This window comes from Amycolatopsis sp. BJA-103 (genome assembly GCF_002849735.1).
GTDB lineage: Bacteria > Actinomycetota > Actinomycetes > Mycobacteriales > Pseudonocardiaceae > Amycolatopsis.
This window is the reverse complement of record NZ_CP017780.1, coordinates 4,489,972-4,511,445: the sequence shown is the minus strand read 5'-3', so window position 1 is coordinate 4,511,445 and position 21,474 is coordinate 4,489,972. Positions and strand designations below refer to the sequence as shown.

The following is a 21,474-nucleotide window of genomic DNA, read 5'->3' as shown; positions in this document are numbered from 1 at the left end:
ACGGAGTGAAGGTGTCAAGTCTCAAATCGGCCGGGATGCGCACCGCGGAGGTCGCGCGGCGGGCGGGGTACTCCGTCCAGCAGGTGCGCAACCTCGAACGCGACGGCGTGCTCCCGGAGGCGACGCGGACGGCCTCGGGGTACCGGAGCTACGGGGAGGTCCATCTCCGGTCCGCGCTGGCCTATCGCGCGCTCGCCGCCGGGGTGGGGCCGGTCGAGGCCAAGAAGATCGTCCGCGCGCTGCACCGTGACCCACTCGCCGAGGTGCTCGCGCTCCTCGACGCGGCCCATGCCCGGCTCGACGCCGAACGCGCGGATCTGCGGGAGGCCACGGAAGCCGTCCGGGTGATCTCCCGCGAACCGATCGAAGACGTGCGCGGCTCGGACTCGATGGGTGTCTCCGAACTCGCGTCGGCGCTCGGTCTGCGTCCGTCGACATTGCGGCACTGGGACGCGGAACGGCTCGTCGTCCCCGGCCGCGATCAGCGCGGGACGCGGCGGTACACGCCGTCCCAGGTGCGGGACGCGCGGATCGTGCACCAGCTGCGGCTCGCCGGGTATCGCGTCGCGCCCCTTCGCGCGCTCATGCCGGAGTTGCGGCGATCCCGGAGGCTGGAGGACGTCGCCTCAGCGCTCGCCGTCCGGGAGGCCGCGATCACGGCCCGCTCGCGAGCGCTTTTCGACGGCACCGCCGCGCTTTCGCTCATCGCCACGGCAGGCTAGGCCGTGGTCTTCCGTTCGCGCAGGGCCGCGAGCGCCTTGTCCGCGTGGACGTCGAACTTCAGCTCGCTCTTGATCACCTCGAGGACCTTGCGGTCGGTGTCGATCACGAAGGTGCGCCGTTTGGCGTGCAGCGGGCTGAACCTGCGCCAGACGCCGAACTGCTTGGCTACGGCACCATCCACATCGGACAGCAGCGGGTAGTCGAAACCGTGCAGGGTGGAGAATTCGCGCTGTTTGGTGACGCCGTCCGGGCTGATCCCGACGCGGTGGGCGCCGACGTCGGCGAATTCCGCGGCGAGGTCGCGGAAGTGGCAGCTCTCGGCGGTGCAGCCACCGGTCATCGCGGCGGGGTAGAAGAACAGCACGACCGGGCCGGTGGACAGGAAGTCCGACAGTGTGCGGTCCTGGCCGGTGTCGTCGGGCAGGGTGAAGTCCGGGGCGAGGTCTCCTTGGTCCATGTCCGGCTTTCGGAGCCGGGTGCGCGCCGGATTGGTCCCGGATCTCAGCGGGTGCAGCGCCAGAAGACCGTCGCGTTGTACGGGAAGAGGATCTTGTCGTACTCCTCGCAGTCCGGGAAACCGGCCCAGGTCGCCTGGTTCCTGGCGTCGTGCCGGGCGTAGACGAGTTCGAGGCCGAAGTCGCTCGACCCGTGCCCGACGAACTCCCTGGTCTCCTGCGTGCTCGCGGAAGCGGGGGTGGCGATCGTGCCCAGGACGGCGGCCGCGCCGAGCAACGCGAGCAGTGTTTTCCTCATGCCGACCACGGTAGAGCGGGAGTGGTTCGCGGTTCGCCCGCTGGATGGGCGTTCTCGCGGCCTCCGTCCGTCGTAGGTAACAAGGACCCGGAGGGTGCGAAAACGGATATCGTCGCGGCATGTCTACTCGCAAGGTCGGCACGCAGCGTGCCTTCGACGAAGCGGCGGCCGATTTCGCCGCGTTGGGGCGCTATCTCTGGGAGCCGATCGGCGCGGCCACGGTGGCGGCCGCCGGACTCGGCCGCGGAGCCCGTGTCCTCGACGCCTGTTGCGGGACCGGCGCGTCCGCGATCCCGGCGGCGCGGGTGGTCGGCCCCGAGGGGGTGGTGGACGCGCTCGACCTCTCCGGTCCGATGATCGGCGAGTTGCGCCGGTTGTCGGCGGACCTGCCGCAGCTTCGCGCGCACCAAGCCGACGCGACGGCGTGGGAAACCGACGGGTACGACGCGGTGTTGACCGCGCTCGGCATTTTCTTCTTTCCCGACATGGCGGACGGCACCGAGCGGCTGATCAGGCGGGTCCGGCCCGGCGGGCGGGCCGTGTTCACCATCTGGCGCGGCGGATCCATGGTGACGGCGGGCCGGTACGTCGGCCGGGCGATGGCCGCGGTGACCGATTCCGCGCCGCCGCCGGAACGCGAGCCCGGGTTGATCGACCGGATCAACCAGGCCGGGAGCTACGCCGAGTGGCTTTCCGCGCGTGGTCTGTCCGATGTGGACGTCGTGGTCAACGAACTGCGGCTGACCATGACGCCGGAAGTGGCGTGGCTGGTCATCATCGGTTCCGGCTTCCGGGGTCTTCTTTCCGATCTCGAACCCGCTGTCGTCGAGCAGGTACGCGAGCGTTATCTCGATTCCTTGCGCGACGAGGGCGTGACCGAGCTCGACGTCACCACGCTGATCGGCTCCGGCACCGTCGGCTGACCCCGCGTTCAGAGGACTAAACGCGAGGGGTGGCGGGTTTCGGTGTACAGTCGTTCACTCAAACCGGGTGAACGGCGGGTACGGGGTGCGACCAGTCAAGGACTCCTCTGTTCGGGACCGCGGGCAAGGGCCGTTCGGCTCATGGCTGCTCGGTCCGCTCGATCAGGACGCGGCCGTGTTGCGCCGTCGCGTCCAGGGACTGCTCACCGGGACGCTGATCGCGACCAACGTCATCGGCGCGCTGGTCGTGGTCGGCCTGGCGGCACTGCTGATGCCCTCACCCGGCATGTCCGGCGAACTCGTCCGGGTCACCGCGATCGCTGTCCCCGTCTACGTGGTCTCCGCCGTCGTCGTGGGGGCGATGTGGGGCACCCGCGGCGCGCTGCGGACGTTGCGCTGGGCGGCGGACGGCCGGACGCCGACCGACGCGGAGCGCGCCGCCTGCCTCCGCGTGCCGTTGCGCCTGACCTTGGTCCAGGCGGTGTTGTGGGGCATCGCGACCGTGGTGTTCGGCGTGCTGGCCGCGCTGGTGCAGCCGCGGGTCGCGCTGACCGAACTGCTCGTCGTCGCGTTCGCGGGCGTGGTCGTCTGCGCGATCGCTTATCTGGCAGGGGAGTTCATCCTCCGGCCGTACGTGGCCCTTGCCTTGGCGGGCACCTCGCCCGAGCGGCCCCTCAGCGGTGGGGTCAACCTGCGGATGCTGCTGTTCTGGTGCCTCGGCACCGGCGTTCCGGTCGCCGGGCTGGTGGTCACGGCGGTGCTGGCGTGGGTGCGCGGCGACGTGTCGACCACGAAGCTCGCGGTCTCGGTCGTCGCCCTCGGCCTGGTGGTGCTGTGCTTCGGCCTGCTGGTGACGGTGTTCACCGCTCGCGCCGTGGTGAACCCGATCCGGTCGGTGCAGCACGCGCTGGGCCGCGTGCGGGCCGGGGACTTCGCCGTGGAGATCCCGGTCTACGACGGCACCGAACTCGGTCTGCTGCAGGCGGGTTTCAACGGGATGGCCGTCGGTCTCGCCGAACGCGAACGTTTGCGGGATCTGTTCGGCAGGCACGTCGGCGAGGACGTCGCGATCGAGGCGATGCGCACGTCCGCCGAACTCGGCGGCACGGTGCGGACGGTGTCGGTGCTGTTCGTCGACCTGATCGGTTCGACCGCGCTGGCCGCGAGCCGTCCGCCCGAGGAGGTCGTCGGCCTGCTCAACCGGTTCTTCGCGGTGGTGGTCGACGAGGTCGATCGCAACCACGGGCTGGTCAACAAGTTCGTCGGTGACGCCGCGCTCGCGATCTTCGGCGCGCCGGTGCGGCTGGACGACCACGCGACGCTCGCGCTGTCCGCGGCCCGCGCGATCGGGCGCAGGCTGGCGGCGGAGGTGCCGGAATGCCCGGCCGGGATCGGCGTGGCGACGGGCGAGGTGGTCGCCGGGAACGTCGGCGACCCGCGGCGGTTCGAGTACACGGTGATCGGCGACCCGGTCAACGAAGCCGCCCGGCTCACGGAACTGGCGAAGAACGTCGAAGCCCGGTTGCTCGCTTCGTGGACGGCGATCGAGTCGGCGGCCGAGGCCGAGGCCGCACAGTGGAAGGCGACGGAGGACGTCACCTTGCGAGGTCGCACCCGCCCCACGACGCTCGCGACCCCGCGTCCCTGAGCCTTTGGTGGCGGATTCACAGCTCTTGTGAACGGACAGTGAATCTTGCGCGTGTCCGCGCGTCGTGACTCCGTGGACCCGCGCTTTCCTGCCGTCCCGACGTCGCGCTTCCTGTGAACGATCACAGCGTTTCCTGACCGTCGCGCGAGGGCGTTGTCCCCGGGGGCGCCGCGGCGCACGGTGATCTCGGCCGGGAGCACCTCGTCCGGCCGGCGGCCACCTTTGGTGCGCCTCTCCCCATCCCCATGTCAAAGGAGACATCTGTGAAGAGCTTATCGAGTCGGCGGGTGACCCGGGCCGTGCTGGCGACCGGTGCCGCGGTCTTCGCGTTGAGCATGGTGCCCGCCGCCGCCCTCGCGCAGCCCGGCGGGGACGGCGACCGGCCCAGCGGTCTGATCAAGACCGAGACCCACACCCAGGTGCGCGAGATCGCCCCGGTCGCGGGCACGGCGATGACGGTCGCCTCGACCGCGGCCTCCAAGCAGTTGAACTACACCCAGCAGGTGCAGCAGTACAACCAGTGGTGCTGGGCCGCGGACGGTTCGAGCATCGAACGCTCGATGGGCGGAAGCGCCACGCAGGCCCAGTTCTGCGCGGCGGGCAAGGGAACGCAGGCGGGGTACTGCCCGAACCAGGCGGCACAGATCTCCGAGATCATCCGCGGGTTCCGCGGTACCGGCTTCTCCGCGCAGGACGCCGGTGGCCCCATCGGTTTCACCTCGGTCGTCAGCCAGGTCGACTCCGGGATCCTGAACCTGACGGGGATCTACTGGACTTCGGGCGGCGGCCACGCCCAGGTGATCTACGGCTACGACACCACGAGCCAGTCCATCATGGTCGGTGACCCGTGGGCGTCTTCCCCGCGGTACAAGACCTGGAACTACAACCAGTACCGCCGCAACGCCCAGCACACCTGGAACGACACCATCGTCAACATCCGGAAGGGCTGAGACGCGGTCATGAACAGGATCTGCCGGAAGTTCTCCGGTTGTCTCGTGCTGGCCGTCGCGGCACTCTTGCCGGTCACGTCGCCCGCCGCGGCGAGCGAAGGAGTCGTCCCGCCCTCGGCCGACGATCTCGCCGCCGCTGTGCGCGTCGCCGGTGAGCCGGGCGCGATCGGTCTCGCGAAATCGAACTTCCGGCAGGTCGACCGCATCGAGCCGCAGCGGATCACGGTCAGCGAGCGCGGTGTGGCGGTCTACACGCTCAATCCCGATTTCGTCCGCGGCACCGCCGGCGCCCCGGCCGGTGCTTTGAGTTCCGTCGCCGTGACGGCCACCGCCGACTCCGGCCAGAAGGCGACTCTGCAGGCGATGCCGGACGGCCCGGGAAAGTGGGTCGCGGCCGGCGCGTTCTCCGGGAACGACGAAGAGACCTTCAGCGCCCGGCTCCGGCCCGGTTCGGTCCTGCTCAACGAACCTCAGATCGACGGCTGGTACGACCTCGGCGCGGACGACGTCGTACTCCTGCGGGCGAGCCTTCCCCAGTCGGAGGTGGGAAAGTCCCTCTCGCTTCCCGACTACCAGCGGAAGGTGCACGACCGTTACGGCGACAAGATGCCGGGCTCGGACTATCAGCGCAATCAAGGAATCGGCTTCGCCCCGGCCGGCCCGCAGCCCGTCGACGGCGGTGTGCCCGTCGCGATTCTGGCCGGATCGATCGCCGGGGGAGTGGCCGTGCTCGCCCTCGCGGTGTTCTTGGTCTGGCGCAAGCGCCGGCTCACTCCCAGATGAGGTCGATTCCGGCGATCCCGACGCCGAGGTCTTCGAAATACGCGCTGACCGTGGCTCCCGGCCCGCAGAACAACGGTTCGCTGACCACGGGAGGAAGTTCTTCGCGCTCGCGGACGGTTTTGACGCAGCGGGCCGGGATCGCTCCGGCGTCGAACCGCATCCGGAGAAGGTAGGCGGACATGCGAGAGCGCACTGTCCGGTGAAAACAGGTCGAACGGACGGACTCGGCCAGGTGTAACGTGAACGCGAAGGTGTGCGTCTCGCCCTCGGCCAGGCCACGGTCGAAGAGGAGCTCAAAGACCATTCCCGGTGATGAGGTACTTCTTCGCACTCTGCCTCTTCGACAACCGTCGACGGCGACGACGGACGTGGCCTCCATGTCGGTGCCGGGTTCGTCCTGGTGGGTCACCACGAAGCCGTCCGCTCCGGTTTCCCGCGCCCGGACGACCATCGTCGAGGTGATCTCCACGATCCGGCCTTCCACCGTCATGGTCAGCACGTCGACGACGGTCACGACGTCGACCTTCGCGTTTCCCGCCGCACCGGGTGACTCGCTCAGTTCGTCCAGCAGCGAGCAGGTTTCGGCCCAGCTCTGCCGTAGTTCCGGCAACGACGGCCTGCGGTCGCCTTCGCCGGGAGACCTCCGCTGCGGGCCGATCAGGACGACCAGGCTGTCCGCGGGCAGGCCCAGCACCGCTTCGAGCGCGCGGACGATGTCGAGCGACCGCGGCGTCGACGGATGCCGGAGTCCGCGCTGCCAGTAGCTCAGGGTCGATTCGGCCACGGAAACCCCGCGTGCCGCCAGATGCGCCCGGATCCGGGACAGGGAAAGGCCGCGGTGATCCACCGCCTCGGAAAGCGCGCGATGGAAGGGGCCGGACCTGACCGCGTCCGGCACCGCTCGCCGTGCGCTGGGCTCCTTGGTTTCCTGGTACATAGGGCACCCCCACCGGGACCGGGTCGGGCGCACAGCATGTTGCAGTCCGGTGGCGGACGGCAACCGTCGAAGGTCGAGAACCGGACTTTCCGCCCCCTCAGGCGAACTCGAGCCGCAGGCCGGAGAGGCCGCGCAACGTCACCTGCTTCACCCAGGCCGGCTCGGAGGTCCGGTGGAAGGCGAGGCCCGCGCCGAGCAGCGCTTCGAACACGGTCCGCCCTTCCAGCCGTGCCAACGGGGCGCCGAGGCAGAAGTGGATGCCCTGTCCCAGCGCGAGATGCCTCGGTGAGGGCCGGTCGACGTCGAAGCGGTCCGGGTCCTCGTACGCGCGAGGGTCGCGGTTGGCCGCTCCCAGCAGAACGACCGTCTGGGCGCCTTCGCCGACGAACCGGTCGCCGACGGTCGCGTCCCGCAAGGCGATGCGGGTGGTCAGCTGGACGGGGGAGTCGTACCGGAGCATCTCCTCGACCGCGTTCGGGATCTTCGACCGGTCGTCGGCCAGTTTCCGGAGCTGCTCCGGGTGGTTCAGCAGCGCGAGGATCCCGTTGCCGATCAGGTTGGTCGTCGTTTCGTGCCCGGCGACCAGCAGGAGCATCGCGGTGATCACCAGCTCGCCCTCGCTGAGTCTGTCGCCCTCGTCGGAAACCGACACCAGGTCGGAGAACAGGTCGCCGGTCGGCCGCTTCCGCCGGTCCTTCGCCAGTTCGCGGAAATAGGCGACGAACTCGCGGCGGGCGGCGACCGCCGCGGCGACGGTCTCCTTCGCGATCAGGAAGGACGGGTCGAGCGCGCGCCCCATCGCGTGCGACCAGCCCTCGAACCGGTCGCGATCGGCGAGGGGCACGCCGAGCATCTCGCTGATGACGACGACCGGCAGCGGCTTCGCGATCTCGGTCATCAGGTCGAATTCGCCCATTTCGAGCGCTTTCGAGACCAGTTCCTTCGCCAGTTCTTCGACTCGCGGGGCGAGTTGCTCGACCATCCTCGGCGTGAAGGCTTTGGAGACCAGCCGCCGCAGCCGCGTGTGATCGGGCGGATCGAGCCCGAGGAACGACCGGATCACGCGGCCCTCGTCGTCCACCGGCTCGTTTTCGTGCGGATCCGGCAGCACCTCCGGCTCCGAATGCCCGAACGCGGGGTTCTTCAGCAGCGCGGAGGCCTCCTCGAACCCGCTCACCACGAAGAACCGGTCGGCGGCCTCGAACACCGGTCCGCGGCCGAAGACCTGACGGTAGAACGGGTACGGATCGGTCCTGGTCTCCGGCGTGAGCAGGTTCTCGAGCATGGCCCGATCCTATGCTCAGCCGTCGAGGATCTCCGCCGGTGTGACGAAGCGGTACCCCAGCGCCCGCAACGAGTTCACCAGATCCCGCAGGCCGCCCTCGCCGAGGAACGGGTGGTAGAAGAAGCTCGCCACGTTGTCACGGACGACGAGCGCGCTCTGGGCGTCGGCGAGCATGTCGACGGCGGTGCGGGCGGCGTGCTGGTTGAACGCGATGGGCGCCACGTTGCCGATGTTCTCGGGGACGACGTTCGCCCCGTAGACGTCGCGCACCGGATACGGGAAGAACTGGCCGTACACCTGTTCCGAGGTCGCCGTGGCCGTCGAGCCGCAGCGGCCGCCGGGGCAGAAGCCCGCGTAGTAGCTGCCGCGGTCGTAGCGTCCCTGGAAGAGCGCGGTGGTCTGCTGGTAGTCCACGGCGGAACCGCCGTAGTGCGGGAACTCGAACATCGTCGGCTCCGGGAGGCCCACCCGCCGGAATTCCCCGAGGCCGGTCGCGATGCGCTGGTCGAACCACTGAGCCGAGTCCTCGGGCATCGGCCCGTCCATGTGCACGACGCCTTCGCCGTCGACACTGGCCTTGTAGAACTCGAAATCGCTCGCGCTCACCCCGTCGTACGGGTTCGGGCCGCTGTCGCTCTGGTGGCTGTAGCCGTGCATGATCAGCGTCGCGCCCGCCTGGACGGCGTCCTTGAGCACGCCGACCAGCTCCGGCGAGTCCACCAGCCGCGCGGAGGTCGGGTCGCCGTTGTTGGCCCGGCCCTGCGGATCCGAGTAGTACGGGTAGACCGCGAGGGAGAACGGAACCTGCTGCTGGATCAGGAAATCCGTGATCCGCCGGAGTTCCTCGGGCTTCGTCCTCGGACCGACGTCCTCGAGCCGGACCAGCGCGCGGTGCCGATCCGGCGCCTGTGGCGACAGGACGCCCAGCAGGATGTCGGCCGCGGCGAGATAGCGGTCCTGCGCTTCGGCGTAGGCGTAAGGAACTTCGGCCAGATACGTCAACTGTCCTGAATGGACAGCCCAGGGTGACGGCGTGCCGCCCGGAGCACTCGCTTCGGCCAAGATCTGGACCTTCGTCCGATCGCGGACGTCGATCGCGACGACCCCGGTGCCCGAACGCGGATCGCGGCGCAGGGGAGTGCCCTTGTAGGTGACGGTGGTGGGGTTGTCGTCGCGGTAGCCTTCCGCGCGCCAGCCGGGACCACCGGCCGCCTTGCCGGAACTGGCGTGCAGTTGCCAGATGTTGGCGCCGATCCAGACCACGGGGATCCGGGTCGTCGTGACGTCGGTCAGGAACGCCTTCGGCAGCGACGCGTCGTAGATCGAGCCGAGGTACACGATGGCCTGGAACTCGTCCGCCTGCCGCGGCCGGTAGTCGGCGGCGGGCTGCAGTTTCCAAGCGGTGCCACGGGAAACGAGGTTCGCGGTGAACATCGCGTACGCCTCGGCCGTTTTGACCTCGTCGGGCGGGGAAGTGGTTCCGTCCTTCTTTCGCCCGTCGTCGTAGAGCACGAGGGTCCGCCGGTCCGGATCGCCGCCGGGGCCCGGTAGTCCCGCCTTGCCCGCCTCGGGAGCGCGACCGGCGAGCGACACCGGCGTGGCGGGCGGCGACGCCGTGACCGGAGTCTTCTTGGTGACCTGGACCAGGACGACGACGGCGACGGTGACCGCGACGACCGCCACGACGGCGAGCCGGAACCAAGCGGGCAGGCGAAAGCGCTGCGTGCCCTTGTCCTTCGTCATCGGGTCAGACCTCGGCCAGATCGCTCGCGGAGGCGGGCCGGAACGGAGCGGGCAGATCCGCGGCCAGCCCCAGCAGGTGCGCGAGTGCCTGCTCGGTCCGTTCGGAGGCGGCGCCGTCGCCGAACGGGTTGCCGCTGCTCATCATCCGCGTCCGCGCCGCCGGGTCGTTCAGCAGTCGCGTCGCGGTCGAGACGATCTTCTCGCCGTCGGTGCCGACGAGCAGCGCGCAACCGGCGTTCACGGCCTCCATGCGCTCGGTGACGTCACGGAGCACCAGGACCGGGACGCCGAAAGTCGGGGCCTCTTCCTGGATACCGCCCGAATCGGAGAGCACCAGCGTGCTGGCCGCGAGGGTCGCCGCCAGTTCGGGATAGGGCAGCGACCCGGTGATCAGCACACCCGGCGTCGCGGCCAGTTCCTCGCGGACCAGGGCACGCACCTGCGGGTTCGGATGTGCGGGAAGTACCACCCGCAGTTCCGGGTCCGAGGCCATCAACTCGGCCACCGCGCGCAGGACCCGGCGCATCGGCTCGCCCCAGGATTCCCGGCGGTGCAGGGTGACCAGCATCAGTTTGACCGCGCCGCGGGTCGCGTTTTCGAGCAGCGTCGCCAGTTCGGGATCGTGCACCGTGGTGGATTTGTCCGTCACCGTGAGGATCGCGTCGACGACGGTGTTGCCCGCGACGAGCACGTTCTCCTCGGGCACCCCTTCGGCCAGCAGGTTCGCGGCGGCGTCGGGAGTGGGGGCGAGGTGCAGCGCGGCCGCCTGGGTCACCAGTTTCCGGTTGAGCTCCTCGGGGAACGGCGCTCCCAGGTCGAACGAGCGGAGGCCCGCCTCGAGGTGCACGACGGGAACACGCCGCCAGAACGCCGACAGCGCCCCGGCCAACGTCGTCGTCGTGTCGCCCTGGACGACCACGGCGGCGGGCGGACGTCGCCCGGCTATTTCCTCCAAACCCAGGAGGAGTCCGGAAAGGAGTTCCGGTTGGGACCCCGTTCGCCGATTCAGGGTCAGCCGTTCATCCGCCGTCAATCCGAAGGTCGCCAAGGCCTGGTCGACCATTTCGGGATGCTGGCCCGTGGCCACGACCACGGGCCGCATCCGGCCTTCGGAAGCTAAGGCCCTGGCCACCGGGGCCAGTTTCACGGCTTCCGGGCGGGTTCCCGCGACCAGCCAGATTTCGGGCATGGCGTCGGTCTCGTTCTGTGCGTTACGCACCTGGTCCTTCTTCCGGGTTCGCGCTTGGTACGGCGTGAATTCGTCGTTGAAGTCACGAAGGAGTGGTAGGTGAGGCGAGGATCACTAACTGATGGTCACCTTTACGGGGGATCGTCGCCCGCGAACGTTAACACAGACGGGGTACTGTACCCACCCGAAAGGCTTAATATCGCTTCCCAGGGTGACCCCAAGCTCACGGTGTGAAAACTGTGAGTAGATGTTTGCGGCGCCCTCTGTCCGGAGGAAAGACATGTCGATGGTGCCGGTGGGCCCGGTCAAGGTTTCCGCGCTCGGAATCGGCGCGACGATGGCGGGGGCGACGGTGAGCACCGTGCTCGCCATGGTGATCGGCGCGATCGCCCTGCTGCTCATGGCGCGTTCGCTGCACCTTCGCTTGAAGGACTGAACCACCCGCCCATGACGAACCCCGCCTTCGCCGCGACCATGATGCTGTTGCTCCTGTGGTGGCCGACGCACAACATCCTGCTCGCGGCGTTCGCGTGGCGCACCGGCCGCCCGCGCCGGGCGGTGGCCGCGCGCGGGGAGGGGCTGGAATTCTGGATCGTGATCCCGGCGCTCAACGAGGAGCGGGTGGTCGGGAACACCGTCCGCACCGCGCTTTCGCTTGGCACGACGCGGAATCCGGTGCGCGTCCTGGTCATCGACGACGGTTCGGACGACGGCACGCCGGGCGTCCTCCGCGAGGTGACCGACCCGCGCCTGCACGTCCTGCGCCGTGATCTCCCGCTGGCCCGTCAGGGCAAGGGGGAGGCGCTGAACGCCGGCTACCGCTACATCCGCCGGCTGTGCGAGGCCGAGGGAAGCGTGCCGCGGACGATCGTCGGCATCATCGACGGGGACGGCCGGGGCAGCCCGGGGATGCTGCGCGAGGTGGCCGACGTGTTCGGCGACCGCGGAATCGGCGCCGTGCAATGCCGGGTGCGTATTCACAATCGGCGCAGCATTCTGGCCTTGTTGCAGGATCTGGAGTTCGGGGCGGTCGCCGACGCGTCGCAAAGCCTGCGCGATCTCGCGGGCAGTGTCGGAATGGGCGGGAACGGGCAATTCACGAGACTCGGCGTGCTGCGCCGTTTCGATCCGGCCCCCTGGTCGGACTGCCTGGTGGAGGATCTCGAACTAGGGCTGAGGCTGCACGTCGCCGGTATTCGGATGCGGTACGTGAAATCGGCGTGGGTCACGCAGCAAGGACTCGTCGATCTGCGCAGGTTGCTGCGGCAACGTACTCGATGGGCACAGGGCAATTTGCAGTGCGCAAGGCATTTGCGGGAATTGCTGGGCTCGCGTCACGTGGGCAGTATTGGTCTCTTGGACTTCCTCGCCTATCTCGTGACGCCTTGGCTGACGGTGCCGTTGTCCTTGGTGGTTTCGCTGTTGTTCGTGGGCACGCTCGTCGCTTCGTGGTCGGGCGTCACCTTGGGCGGGCTGATCGCGCCGCCGTCGGCGTTGCCGGGCGCGGCGTTGATCGGCGTGGTCGTGTTGCTGGTCCCCGGTGTGGTGTGGGCGGTCGTGCACCGGCTGCGGCTCGGCGAGGAACCGTTCCACCGCTGTCTGCTCGCGGGCCTTCTCTATCCGGGATTCCTGGTGCTCGGCGTGATCGCCACCTGGCGCGCGCTGTTCCGCGTGCTGGCCCGCCGCAACAGCTGGACCAAAACCGAGCGGCTGAGCGAGGACGAGTCCGTCTCCGCCGGAGTGGCGTGACCCGGCGAGGTCACCTGCTCGCCGCGATGCTCTTGGCGTGCTCGCTCGCCGGTTGCGGGGTGGAGGAATCGACAGGCTGGACGGCGACCGTCTACTACACCGCCGTCGAGGAGTTCCACCACGAACCGCCGGTCGGCGTCCGGGGCTGTCCCGACCGCGACTGTGTTTTCGGTGACGCCGATCTGGGGCGGCATCCGGCGGGCTTCGTCGCGGCGGTGCGTGAGGAAGGAACCGGCCGTCTCGAAGCGGGCGGGTATCTCAACTGGTCCCACAACGTCGGCTACTGGCTGGACTCCGAGCCCCGGGACGCGGCCGGTGACGCGTTGCGCCCGTTCGTCTCGGCGGCCGCGGATCCGGGAGTGCTCGCCAGGGGGACGGCGTTCCGGCTGATGGACTGTGGCCGGTTCCCGGCGGGCGCGGTGTGCGCACGCCTGCTCGAAGCGCGCTGGGTGGTCGTCGACGAGTTCACCCCGGGCTTCGGCGGTGACCGGCACGTGGATCTCTACCTGGGCGAGGAAACCGGACCCGGTTTCACCACGGGCCCGTGGTACGCGACGTTGGCCGGGGCCACTGTCGCGCAGGAGTGAGCATGCGCGAAGGTGTTCGGATGACTGCCGACGCGATGATCGAAGACCTCAGGACCCTCGTCGAAATCGAGTCGCCTTCGGGCGACCTCAAGGCTTTGACGGCCTCGGCCGAGGCCGTCAAAGCCCTCCTCGAGAGCCGCCTCGGCGGTACGGCGACCCTGACGGAGAGCGCGGCCGGGCCCCACGTCCGGTGGTCCGGCGGTGGTGAACCCCGCGTGCTGATCCTGGGGCACCACGACACCGTGTTCCCGATCGGCACGCTGGCGCGCCGCCCGTTCGCGGTGACCGGCGGCCGGGTGACCGGCCCCGGGGTGTTCGACATGCTCGGCGGGCTGGTGCAGGCGATCCACGGCCTGGCGGCACTCGACGATCTGACCGGTGTCGAGATCCTGGTGACGGCCGACGAAGAAACGGGCTCGCACGAATCCCGCGCGCTCATCGAGGAACGCGCCCGCGCGTGCGGTTCGGTGCTCGTGTTCGAAGGGGCGGCCGACGGCGGCGGTCTCAAGATCGGGCGCAAGGGATGCGGCACGTTCGAGGTCGTCATCACCGGCCGGGCGTCGCACGCCGGTCTCGAACCCGAAGCCGGGGTGAACGCGCTGACCGAAGCCGCGCATCAGGTGCTGGCCATCGCCGCGCTCGGCCGGCAGGCGGCCGGGACGAGCGTCACCCCCACCGTCGCTTCGGCGGGAACCGCGAGCAACGTCGTTCCCGCTTCCGCGACCGTCGTGGTCGACGTCCGCGTCGAGTCCGCCGAGGAGAAGGAGCGCGTCGAAGCGGGGTTCGCCGCGCTGACCCCGCGTCTCGCCGGGGCGGAAATCCTGGTCCGAGGCGGGATTCACCGGTCGCCGATGCCCGAGTCGGCCGCCGCGGAGCTCTTCGCCGTGGCGGAACGGCTGCTGCCCGGCGTCGCCGGGGTCGCCGTCGGCGGCGGGAGCGACGGCAACCTCACGGCCGCGATCGGCGTCCCGACCCTCGACGGGCTGGGCGCCGTCGGCGGCGGCGCGCACGCCGATCACGAGTACCTGCTGGTCGAGTCGATGGTGGAGCGGGCGAACCTCGTCACCGGGCTCGTGGCGGCGATCCGGGACCGGTGACCATGTGGTTGCCCACCACTCACGAGCGATTTCGAGGTCAAGCAGGCTGAAATGCCAGTTCTTGCCCGATTTCGGGCAAGAACTGGCATTTCGAGACCTCGCTGTGCATGATGGGAGCGTGGAGGACGCGGACATCGTCGAGCAGGTGGCCCTGTCGACGGGTCTGTCGACGGCCATCGCCGCCCGTGTCGTCGAGGACGTCCTGGCGTTCTACCGGCAGCCGGTCGAGCAGTACGTCCGGTCGCGGCACGCTCAGTTGCAGGGTGAAGGCAGGAAGAATCCCGAGATCTTCCCTCTCATCGCCGGGGAACTGGGCGCGCGGCTCGTCGCGCCTCCCGAACTGTCCGAGCGGCAACTGCGCCGCATCGTCTACGGCTGACGGAGCACGCCCGGTCTCGCGTGCCATTCGTCCGTTTTCTTTGTGAGGTTGACTCGTCATGTGCGGAATCGTCGGCTACATCGGCGGTCAGAACGCCGCCCCGATCCTGATCGAGGGGCTCACGCGGCTGGAATACCGCGGCTACGACTCGGCCGGGATCTCCGTCCTGGGCGGTAAAGGCGCGCAGGTGCACCGGATCGTGGGGCGGGTGCGGAACCTGACGGCGGCCCTGCCCAAGCGGCTCGCGGGCAAGGTCGGCATCGGGCACACGAGGTGGGCGACGCACGGCCCGGCGACCGAGGCGAACGCCCATCCGCACGTCTCCGAGGACGGCCGGATCTCCGTGGTGCACAACGGGATCATCGACAACGCCGACAGCCTGCGCGAGCAGCTCGGCCAGGCCGGGGTGACGCTGACCTCCGAGACCGACACCGAAGTGCTCGCCCACCTCATCGCGAGGTCGGGCGCGAAGACCCTCGAAGACGCTGTCGTCGAGGCCGTTTCCCGGGTCACCGGTACCTACGCGATCGCCGTGACCGACACCGAGCACCCCGACCGCGTCGTGGTCGCGCGGAACGGTTCGCCGCTGATCATCGGCGTCGGCGACCGGGAGATGTTCGTGGCCAGCGACCTGTCCGCGCTGGTCCGGCACACCTCGCAGGTGGTGCACCTCGACGACGGCGAGTTCGCCAGCGTCTCGGCCACGGGCTACCGCACCTTCACCGTCGACGAGAGCGACACCGGCAAGGCCGCGACAGCGATCGACATCAAGGCCGACGATCTCGACCTCGGGGGTCACCGGCACTACATGTACAAGGAGATCCAGGAGCAGTCGGAATGCCTGGAGCGCATGATCCGCGGCCGCCTCGACGACCGCTTCGGAGTGTCCCGTTTGGACGGTCTGAACCTGACTCCCCGTGACCTGCGCGGCTTCGCCAGGGTGAAGATCCTCGGCTGTGGCTCCGCGTACTACGCCGGGCAGATCGGCGCGACCATGATCGAGGACCTGGCGCGGGTCCCGGCCGACGCGGAGGCCGCGTCCGAGTTCCGCTATCGCAACCCCATCATCGAGGCCGACACCCTCTACATCGCGGTCAGCCAGTCCGGCGAAACCGCGGACACCGCCTTCGCCGTCGAAGAGGTCAAGCGCAAGGGCGGCCGGGTGATCGGTCTGGTCAACGTCGTCGGCTCGACGATCGCGCGGGCCTGCGAGGGTGGCCTGTACCTGCACGCGGGTCCCGAGATCGCCGTCGCCTCGACCAAGGCGCTCACCAACATGGCCGTCGGGTTCGCGATGATCGCGCTGGCGCTGGGCCGGGTCCGCGATCTGTCCAATGCGGACGGACAGCGCATCGTGGCCGCCATCCGGGCCCTGCCGAAGCAGGTCGCGTCCATTGTGGAGGCGGAGTCCGAGATCGCCGAGCACGCCAAGACCTGCGCGGACGCGCGGAGCCTGTTCTTCATCGGCCGCGTCCGGGGTTTCCCGGTGGCACGGGAAGGCGCGCAGAAGTTCAAGGAGATCTCGTACCGGCACGCGGAGGCCTACCAGACCTCGGAACTCAAGCACGGCCCGCTCGCGCTGATCGACGAGTCGCTGCCCACGGTCGCGATCGTGCCGTTCGACGACCTCGCCGACCGCAACCTCGCCGCGATGCAGCAGATCAAGGCCCGCAAGGGTCCGGTCCTGGCGATCACGCACGACGACGTCGACTTCGGCGACCTCGACGTGCCGCGGTTCGTCGTCCCGCGTTCGGAGCCGGAACTCGACCCGATCCTGCTCACGATCCCGCTGCAGTTGCTGGCCTACCACGCCGCGCTGATCCTCGGCCACGACATCGACAAGCCGCGAAACCTCGCGAAGTCGGTCACCGTGGAGTGACCCTGATCCTCGAAGATCGGGTATCTCCCTGATGTCCCCGGCGTCTCACACGGACATCATCTGTGACATGAAACTTCCAGTTGTCACAGCAGTCGCCGTCGTCGCGGCGGTCCTCACCTCGGTGCCGGCCGCCGCGACACCCTGCCTCGGAAAGCCCGACCCCGCCGCGTTGTCGGCGGCGATCGCGGGTCTGCCCGACAAGGACACGACGGGCGCGCTGGTCCGGGTCACCGGCCTGTCCGGCGCGTGGTCCGGCACCTCCGGGGAGTCCGACGTCCGCACCCATGCCCCCGTCCGGCCGGACGGGTTCTTCCGGATCGGCAGCACCACCAAGGTCTACACCGCCGTCATGGTGCTCCAGTTGGCGCAGGAGAACCGGATCGACCTCGAACAGCCGGTTCAGCGGTATCTCCCCGGGGTGCTTCCGGCGGGCTATCCGCCGGTGCCGGTGCGCACCCTGCTCGACCACACCTCCGGGTTGCCGTCGGTGGACATCCCCGGTCTCTACGAGCCGGAGTGGATCCTCGCACATCGCTACGATCACTGGAGCCCGCGCGAGGTGGTGGACACCGCGCTGCGCCATCCGATCGACTTCCAGCCCGGTACGGCCCAGAAGTACACGAACACCGCTTACGTCACGGCGGGAATGCTCGTCGAGAAGGTGACGGGACAGTCCTACGCCCGCAATCTGCGCGATCGCATCACCGTGCCGCTCGGCCTTTGGGAGACCTTTTACCCGGAGGACGACCCGCGTCTGCCGAACCCGGCCGCGCGCGGTTATCTCGACGTGGACGGGGAACTGGTCGACGTCACCGAGATGAACCAGTCCATCCCCGGCGCCGCCGGCGCGATCGTCTCCACGGCCGGGGACCTCGACAAGTTCATCACCGGTCTGTTCGGTGGCCGGCTGCTCGGTCCCTCGGTGATGCCGCGCCTGTTCGCCGTGCCGGACGTGCCCATGGCCGACGGCAACGGCCGGGCGAGTTACAGCCAGGGCTTGATGAAGCTGACCCTGAACGGGCTCACCGTCTGGGGAAAGACCGGCAGCCGGTACGGCTACGCGAGTGGGATCTTCGCCACCCAGGACCTTTCCAGGGTGGTGGCGTACTCGGTCAATCCCACGGTGAAATCCCCGGACGGCCAGCCGCTCATCGTGCAGAAGATCGCGGAAGCGGCGAGCAGGAGCCTGCCGAAGACCTAGGCCTAGTACTGCAACGGCAGTTAGGTGCGTTGCGGTACTAGGTCGCCGTCGGGGCCTTCGGTCCCATCCCGGCGAAGACCGCCTCGATCACGCGGTCGACGTATTCGCGCGTCAGCGGTTTCCGGGTGATCAACACCTGGAAATACAACGGGCCGGACAGGAGGGCCATCGCCAGGCTCAGGTCGAAGTCGCCGGCCAGTTGCCCCTGGTCGCGAGCCTTCCGCAAGCGAGCGATCGTCTTCTCCTCTTGCGGGCCGATGAAACGTTCGTTCAACGCCTCCGCGACTTGAGGATCTTGCTGGGCCTCGACCAGCAAAGCCTGATACAGCGGCCCGAGCGGCGGTTTGGCCAGCAGGTCGACGGCCGCGTAAATCTGCCGGCGCAGGTCGGCTTCGATATCGCCGGTGTCCGGATAGTTCAGTCCGGGCTCGTTCAGCGACAGCAGGGAGTCGAGGAACAGAGCGCCCTTCGACGGCCATCGGCGATAGATCGTGTGCTTGCCGGCTCCGGCGCGTGCCGCGACCGCCTCGATGCTGAGGTTGGCGTACCCCACCTCCTGCCCGAGCTCCAGTGTGGTCCGCATGATGGCGTCAGTCCGGTCGGCGACACGGCTGCTGCGTTTGTCGGCCATTTCGCCAGCATAGCGGAACGGCACGTGCCGTGTTGACTTTGCCGGAGGCCTCCAGCATGCTCCCTTCGGAAACGGCACGACACGTGCCGTTTCGTAACTGGAGGATTTCATGGATTCATCGGGTACGGCTCCGGCGCTTCGGCTCGCCGGGCTGACCAAGACCTTCGGCGGCAGGCCGGCGGTCGACCACATCGATCTGGAAGTGCCCCGGGGATCCTTCTTCGGCCTGATCGGCCCCAACGGCGCCGGTAAGACGACGTCGTTGTCGATGGCGGTGGGACTGCTGCGTCCCGACAGCGGGCGCTCGGAGATCTTCGGCGTCGACGTCTGGACCGACCCCGCGCGGGCCAAGGAAATCATCGGCGTGCTGCCTGACGGGCTGTCCATGCCCGAGCGGCTGACCGGCCGCGAACTGCTGCGTTTCACCGGTCTGCTGCGCGGTATGGAGGTGGCCGAGGTCGAACGGCGATCGGGCGAGTTGCTGGAGATCTTGGCACTGGCCGATACCGGGCGCACCCTCGTGATGGAGTACTCGACGGGCATGCGCAAGAAGATCGGCCTGGCCACCGCGCTGCTGCACGCGCCGAAGCTGTTGGTGCTGGACGAACCGCTGGAGGCCGTCGATCCCGTCTCGGCCGCCACCATCAAGGTCATCTTGCGGCGGTTCGTACGCGATGGCGGTTCCGTGGTGTTCTCCAGCCACGTGATGACCGTCGTCGAGCAGTTGTGCGACCACGTGGCGGTGATCGCCTCCGGCCGGGTCGTGGCCTCGGGCCTGTTGGAGACCGTGCGATCGGGCCGAAACCTGGAAGAGCGGTTCGTGGACCTGGTCGGCGGCCAGGCTCCCGAGATGGGGGAGCTGGCGTGGCTGTCCTCCTGATCCGGATGAAACTGGCCGTGCTGCGGAATTCCATGAACGGCCAGCGCGCCGGCCGTCTGGTCACGGGCGCCGTGGCCGGGCTGGCGCTCGCGGCGGGCCTGATCTTGGTCGCCGGACGCGACTACCCGGTCGCGTCGCTGCGCTTCGATGTACTGGGAGCGGGATTCGCGCTCTGGACGGCCGGGTGGCTGCTGGGCCCGGCGCTTTTCGGCGGCGGTGACGAGACGTTGCGTCCCGAACAGTTCTCGCTGTTGCCGTTGACACCACGTCGTCTGGCGGCCGGACTGGCGGCGGCGTCGTTCGTCGGCGTGGGCCCGCTGGTCACGCTCGTCGCCTTTTCCGCGCTGGTGGTGGCGTCGGTCAAGACAGGGCTTGGTGCCGCGGCCACGGTGGTCGGCGTGCTCGCGGTCGTCCTCCAGCTTTCGGTGTGCGTGCTGGCCTCCCGCTTGGTCACCGCGGCGCTCGGCCAGGTCATGCGCTCCAAGGTGGGTGCGGCGCTCGCCGCTCTCGTCAGCGCCGCGATCTTGGCCGGGCTGCATTCGAGCTGGGTGCTCTCGCCGCTGGCACAGACCGCATTGCGCACCGGCTTCCCGGACTCGTTTTCCGCGTTATTGACGGCCTTGCCCTCAGGCTGGGGACTGCTGGCAGTGCGGGCCGCCGCGCAGGGGAATTGGCCGACCGTGGCCGCCGCCCTGGCGGGGCTGGCGGCGCTCGGATTGCTCTGCGGGTACGGCTGGACCGGTCTGCTGAAGCGACGGCTGGCCACCCGTCGCGCGAGCGGACGTCCGGTCCGGGTGTCCTCCGGCGGCTGGGCCAGTGGTCCGGTGACGGCGGTCGTCGCCCGGGAGCTGCGCACCTGGTCCCGAGACCTGCTTCGCTTTCATTACCTGGTTTTCGCCCTGTGCTACGCGCTGGTGTTCTGCCTGCTGCCGCTGGCCGTCGGCGCGTCGATCTTCCTGCCGTGGACCGGGCTGGTGTTCGTGCTGTGGGTCGCGGCGATCTCCGCGAACCTCTACGGCGAGGACGGCACCGAGCTGTGGGGCAAGCTGGTGATCCCCGGTTCCGCCCGCCACGATGTCCGCGGCCGCCAGCTCGCCTGGTTACTGGTGACCGCGCCGGCGGCACTCACCCTGACCATCGCGATGGTCGTCTTCACCGGCGAATACGGCCTTGGGCACTGGCTGGCCACGTTGCTACCCGCGCTGCTGGGCGGCGGTGCGGGCGTGACCGTGCTGGTGTCGGTGCTGAGGCCGGTGCCCATGACCGATCCGCAGCTCCGGGGCGGCAACCTGCTGGAGAACGGTACCGACTTCGCGCAGGTCCTGTTGGTGCTGATCCTCAGCGCGGCGACCGCCGCCCCCGCCTATTTCGCGGCGCGGCTGGGGCCGGTCTGGGCGGGGCCGGTCGTGGGCTTGGCCGGCGGCGCTTCGCTGGCCTGGCTACTGGGACGTCGGGCCGCGGCCAAGCTCGAATCGAGCGCGCCGGAGTTGCTCCTGTATCTGCGTACCGGCGTCTCGCCCCGGCGAAAGCGACCGGCCCCGGCCTGGAAACCGGAAAAGCCTTCCCTGCCCAAGCCTGAACTGCACCTGGAGAAACTCGGCCTCCACCTGGCTCCGCAAGGCAAGCGTTTCTACGTCGTCGCGAGCCTGATCCTGTGCTGGGTGCCCCTGGGCGCCCAGGGCATCGTGCCCGCGACCATGCTGATCACCGGCCAGATCACGCCATCCTGGTTTCTGGCGCTGCACCTGCCCCGGCAACTCCAGTGGCCCACGGTCATCGTCATGACCTGCCTTGGGCTCGTCATGCTGACCACCGGCCTCGGCATCGGCCTCCACTACCGGGCCAAGTCACGGCGAGAAGAGGGCGAACTCGAGCCCGGCTAGCTCCGCAATCGCGAAAACCGCCTCTCCGGCGAGTTCACGGAGAGGCGGTTTCGCCGCTGAGCCGCCAAGGGAGTCGCATCCGGCCGAGTGCCACCGCAAAGCCGTATCATCGTTCGGCCGGGACGAAGCCGAATTCGTCACCCGCCCCGTCGATCGATCCACATAGGACGCTCCTCCGTTGCAAGGGCACCACATCCGGTCGGTTACGACGGCACGGAGATAACCGACCCGCGATCCGCTCATGCACCCGGCCC

Annotated in this window: 21 protein-coding genes; 14 read left to right on the top strand and 7 right to left on the bottom strand. The window is 69.1% G+C overall.

Features of this window, described 5'->3' with window-relative positions:
- Window positions 1–11: 11 nt before the first annotated feature.
- Window positions 12–722 (top strand): MerR family transcriptional regulator, encoded by a 711-nt coding sequence (locus BKN51_RS19380; RefSeq protein ID WP_168214354.1) that lies wholly within the window; start codon window positions 12–14, stop codon window positions 720–722.
- Here the strand turns inward: BKN51_RS19380 and BKN51_RS19375 are convergent.
- On the bottom strand, window positions 719–1,180 hold the full coding sequence (locus BKN51_RS19375) for a peroxiredoxin (RefSeq protein WP_101608981.1): 462 nt from the start codon (window positions 1,178–1,180) through the stop codon (window positions 719–721). The two genes, BKN51_RS19380 and BKN51_RS19375, sit on opposite strands and share 4 nt — an antisense overlap.
- Window positions 1,181–1,224: 44 nt before the next feature.
- Window positions 1,225–1,476, bottom strand: coding sequence for a hypothetical protein (locus BKN51_RS19370; RefSeq protein ID WP_168214353.1), 252 nt, complete (start codon window positions 1,474–1,476; stop codon window positions 1,225–1,227).
- 119 nt (window positions 1,477–1,595) lie between these two features.
- Between BKN51_RS19370 and BKN51_RS19365 the strand changes: the two genes are divergently transcribed.
- The 4 genes from BKN51_RS19365 (at window position 1,596) to BKN51_RS19350 (ending at window position 5,780) form a co-directional block, all read left to right on the top strand.
- Entirely contained in the window at window positions 1,596–2,399 is an 804-nt protein-coding gene (locus BKN51_RS19365) for a class I SAM-dependent methyltransferase (RefSeq protein ID WP_101608980.1), read from the top strand.
- Window positions 2,400–2,484: 85 nt separating this feature from the next.
- Window positions 2,485–4,047 (top strand): adenylate/guanylate cyclase domain-containing protein, encoded by a 1,563-nt coding sequence (locus BKN51_RS19360; protein WP_101613319.1) that lies wholly within the window; start codon window positions 2,485–2,487, stop codon window positions 4,045–4,047.
- 335 nt (window positions 4,048–4,382) lie between these two features.
- Window positions 4,383–4,997 (top strand): papain-like cysteine protease family protein, encoded by a 615-nt coding sequence (locus tag BKN51_RS19355; protein ID WP_369862477.1) that lies wholly within the window; start codon window positions 4,383–4,385, stop codon window positions 4,995–4,997.
- A gap of 9 nt (window positions 4,998–5,006) precedes the next feature.
- On the top strand, window positions 5,007–5,780 hold the full coding sequence (locus tag BKN51_RS19350; RefSeq protein WP_101608978.1) for a hypothetical protein: 774 nt from the start codon (window positions 5,007–5,009) through the stop codon (window positions 5,778–5,780).
- Here the strand turns inward: BKN51_RS19350 and BKN51_RS19345 are convergent.
- The 4 genes from BKN51_RS19345 to wecB all read right to left on the bottom strand — a co-directional run bounded on the left by BKN51_RS19345 (window position 5,767) and on the right by wecB (window position 10,964).
- Window positions 5,767–6,717, bottom strand: a complete 951-nt coding sequence (locus BKN51_RS19345; protein ID WP_101608977.1) for an XRE family transcriptional regulator — start codon at window positions 6,715–6,717, stop codon at window positions 5,767–5,769. The genes BKN51_RS19350 and BKN51_RS19345 overlap by 14 nt on opposite strands.
- 97 nt (window positions 6,718–6,814) lie before the next feature.
- A complete protein-coding gene (locus tag BKN51_RS19340; RefSeq protein WP_101608976.1) occupies window positions 6,815–8,002 on the bottom strand; it encodes a cytochrome P450 in 1,188 nt (395 codons plus the stop codon).
- Window positions 8,003–8,017: 15 nt separating this feature from the next.
- Complete coding sequence (locus BKN51_RS19335) at window positions 8,018–9,745, bottom strand: DUF2334 domain-containing protein (RefSeq protein WP_101608975.1); 1,728 nt, start codon at window positions 9,743–9,745, stop codon at window positions 8,018–8,020.
- A gap of 4 nt (window positions 9,746–9,749) precedes the next feature.
- Window positions 9,750–10,964 (bottom strand): non-hydrolyzing UDP-N-acetylglucosamine 2-epimerase, encoded by a 1,215-nt coding sequence (gene wecB / locus BKN51_RS19330; RefSeq protein WP_101608974.1) that lies wholly within the window; start codon window positions 10,962–10,964, stop codon window positions 9,750–9,752.
- Window positions 10,965–11,214: 250 nt separating this feature from the next.
- Between wecB and BKN51_RS43570 the strand changes: the two genes are divergently transcribed.
- From BKN51_RS43570 to BKN51_RS19300, 7 genes are all read left to right on the top strand, one after another.
- A complete protein-coding gene (locus BKN51_RS43570) occupies window positions 11,215–11,370 on the top strand; it encodes a hypothetical protein (RefSeq protein WP_168214352.1) in 156 nt (51 codons plus the stop codon).
- Window positions 11,371–11,381: 11 nt separating this feature from the next.
- Window positions 11,382–12,683 carry a glycosyltransferase family 2 protein gene (locus tag BKN51_RS19325; RefSeq protein WP_101608973.1) on the top strand — a complete coding sequence of 434 codons (1,302 nt, stop codon included), beginning with the start codon at window positions 11,382–11,384 and terminating at the stop codon, window positions 12,681–12,683.
- Complete coding sequence (locus tag BKN51_RS19320; RefSeq protein ID WP_199193123.1) at window positions 12,680–13,270, top strand: hypothetical protein; 591 nt, start codon at window positions 12,680–12,682, stop codon at window positions 13,268–13,270. The genes BKN51_RS19325 and BKN51_RS19320 overlap by 4 nt, the downstream gene beginning before the upstream one ends.
- A gap of 20 nt (window positions 13,271–13,290) precedes the next feature.
- The gene (locus BKN51_RS19315; protein ID WP_101613317.1) at window positions 13,291–14,367 is read left to right on the top strand and encodes a M20 family metallopeptidase; all 1,077 of its coding nucleotides are present in this window, start codon (window positions 13,291–13,293) and stop codon (window positions 14,365–14,367) included.
- A 118-nt stretch (window positions 14,368–14,485) separates the two neighbouring features.
- Window positions 14,486–14,746, top strand: a complete 261-nt coding sequence (locus BKN51_RS19310; RefSeq protein ID WP_101608972.1) for a hypothetical protein — start codon at window positions 14,486–14,488, stop codon at window positions 14,744–14,746.
- A 58-nt stretch (window positions 14,747–14,804) separates the two neighbouring features.
- Window positions 14,805–16,625, top strand: coding sequence for a glutamine--fructose-6-phosphate transaminase (isomerizing) (gene glmS, locus BKN51_RS19305; protein WP_101608971.1), 1,821 nt, complete (start codon window positions 14,805–14,807; stop codon window positions 16,623–16,625).
- A 67-nt stretch (window positions 16,626–16,692) separates the two neighbouring features.
- Window positions 16,693–17,826 carry a serine hydrolase domain-containing protein gene (locus BKN51_RS19300; RefSeq protein ID WP_233224214.1) on the top strand — a complete coding sequence of 378 codons (1,134 nt, stop codon included), beginning with the start codon at window positions 16,693–16,695 and terminating at the stop codon, window positions 17,824–17,826.
- Window positions 17,827–17,863: 37 nt separating this feature from the next.
- On the opposite strand, the gene BKN51_RS19295 is transcribed toward BKN51_RS19300, so the two are convergent.
- Window positions 17,864–18,457, bottom strand: a complete 594-nt coding sequence (locus tag BKN51_RS19295) for a TetR/AcrR family transcriptional regulator (RefSeq protein WP_199193124.1) — start codon at window positions 18,455–18,457, stop codon at window positions 17,864–17,866.
- A 109-nt stretch (window positions 18,458–18,566) separates the two neighbouring features.
- On the opposite strand from BKN51_RS19295, the gene BKN51_RS19290 reads away from it, so the two are divergent.
- Both BKN51_RS19290 and BKN51_RS19285 read left to right on the top strand, forming a co-directional pair.
- Window positions 18,567–19,337 (top strand): ABC transporter ATP-binding protein, encoded by a 771-nt coding sequence (locus BKN51_RS19290; protein WP_101608970.1) that lies wholly within the window; start codon window positions 18,567–18,569, stop codon window positions 19,335–19,337.
- On the top strand, window positions 19,322–21,220 hold the full coding sequence (locus BKN51_RS19285; RefSeq protein WP_101608969.1) for a hypothetical protein: 1,899 nt from the start codon (window positions 19,322–19,324) through the stop codon (window positions 21,218–21,220). The genes BKN51_RS19290 and BKN51_RS19285 overlap by 16 nt, the downstream gene beginning before the upstream one ends.
- Window positions 21,221–21,474 lie beyond the last annotated feature (254 nt).

Coding starts and splice junctions, on each gene's coding strand:
- BKN51_RS19375 (WP_101608981.1), bottom strand. CDS start 1,180: ATGGACCAAGGAGACCTCGCCCCGGACTTCACCCTGCCCGACGACACC.
- BKN51_RS19370 (WP_168214353.1), bottom strand. CDS start 1,476: ATGAGGAAAACACTGCTCGCGTTGCTCGGCGCGGCCGCCGTCCTGGGC.
- BKN51_RS19365 (WP_101608980.1), top strand. CDS start 1,596: ATGTCTACTCGCAAGGTCGGCACGCAGCGTGCCTTCGACGAAGCGGCG.
- BKN51_RS19355 (WP_369862477.1), top strand. CDS start 4,383: ATGGTGCCCGCCGCCGCCCTCGCGCAGCCCGGCGGGGACGGCGACCGG.
- BKN51_RS19350 (WP_101608978.1), top strand. CDS start 5,007: ATGAACAGGATCTGCCGGAAGTTCTCCGGTTGTCTCGTGCTGGCCGTC.
- BKN51_RS19345 (WP_101608977.1), bottom strand. CDS start 6,717: ATGTACCAGGAAACCAAGGAGCCCAGCGCACGGCGAGCGGTGCCGGAC.
- BKN51_RS19340 (WP_101608976.1), bottom strand. CDS start 8,002: ATGCTCGAGAACCTGCTCACGCCGGAGACCAGGACCGATCCGTACCCG.
- BKN51_RS19335 (WP_101608975.1), bottom strand. CDS start 9,745: ATGACGAAGGACAAGGGCACGCAGCGCTTTCGCCTGCCCGCTTGGTTC.
- BKN51_RS43570 (WP_168214352.1), top strand. CDS start 11,215: ATGTCGATGGTGCCGGTGGGCCCGGTCAAGGTTTCCGCGCTCGGAATC.
- BKN51_RS19325 (WP_101608973.1), top strand. CDS start 11,382: ATGACGAACCCCGCCTTCGCCGCGACCATGATGCTGTTGCTCCTGTGG.
- BKN51_RS19315 (WP_101613317.1), top strand. CDS start 13,291: ATGACTGCCGACGCGATGATCGAAGACCTCAGGACCCTCGTCGAAATC.
- glmS (WP_101608971.1), top strand. CDS start 14,805: ATGTGCGGAATCGTCGGCTACATCGGCGGTCAGAACGCCGCCCCGATC.
- BKN51_RS19300 (WP_233224214.1), top strand. CDS start 16,693: ATGAAACTTCCAGTTGTCACAGCAGTCGCCGTCGTCGCGGCGGTCCTC.
- BKN51_RS19295 (WP_199193124.1), bottom strand. CDS start 18,457: ATGGCCGACAAACGCAGCAGCCGTGTCGCCGACCGGACTGACGCCATC.
- BKN51_RS19290 (WP_101608970.1), top strand. CDS start 18,567: ATGGATTCATCGGGTACGGCTCCGGCGCTTCGGCTCGCCGGGCTGACC.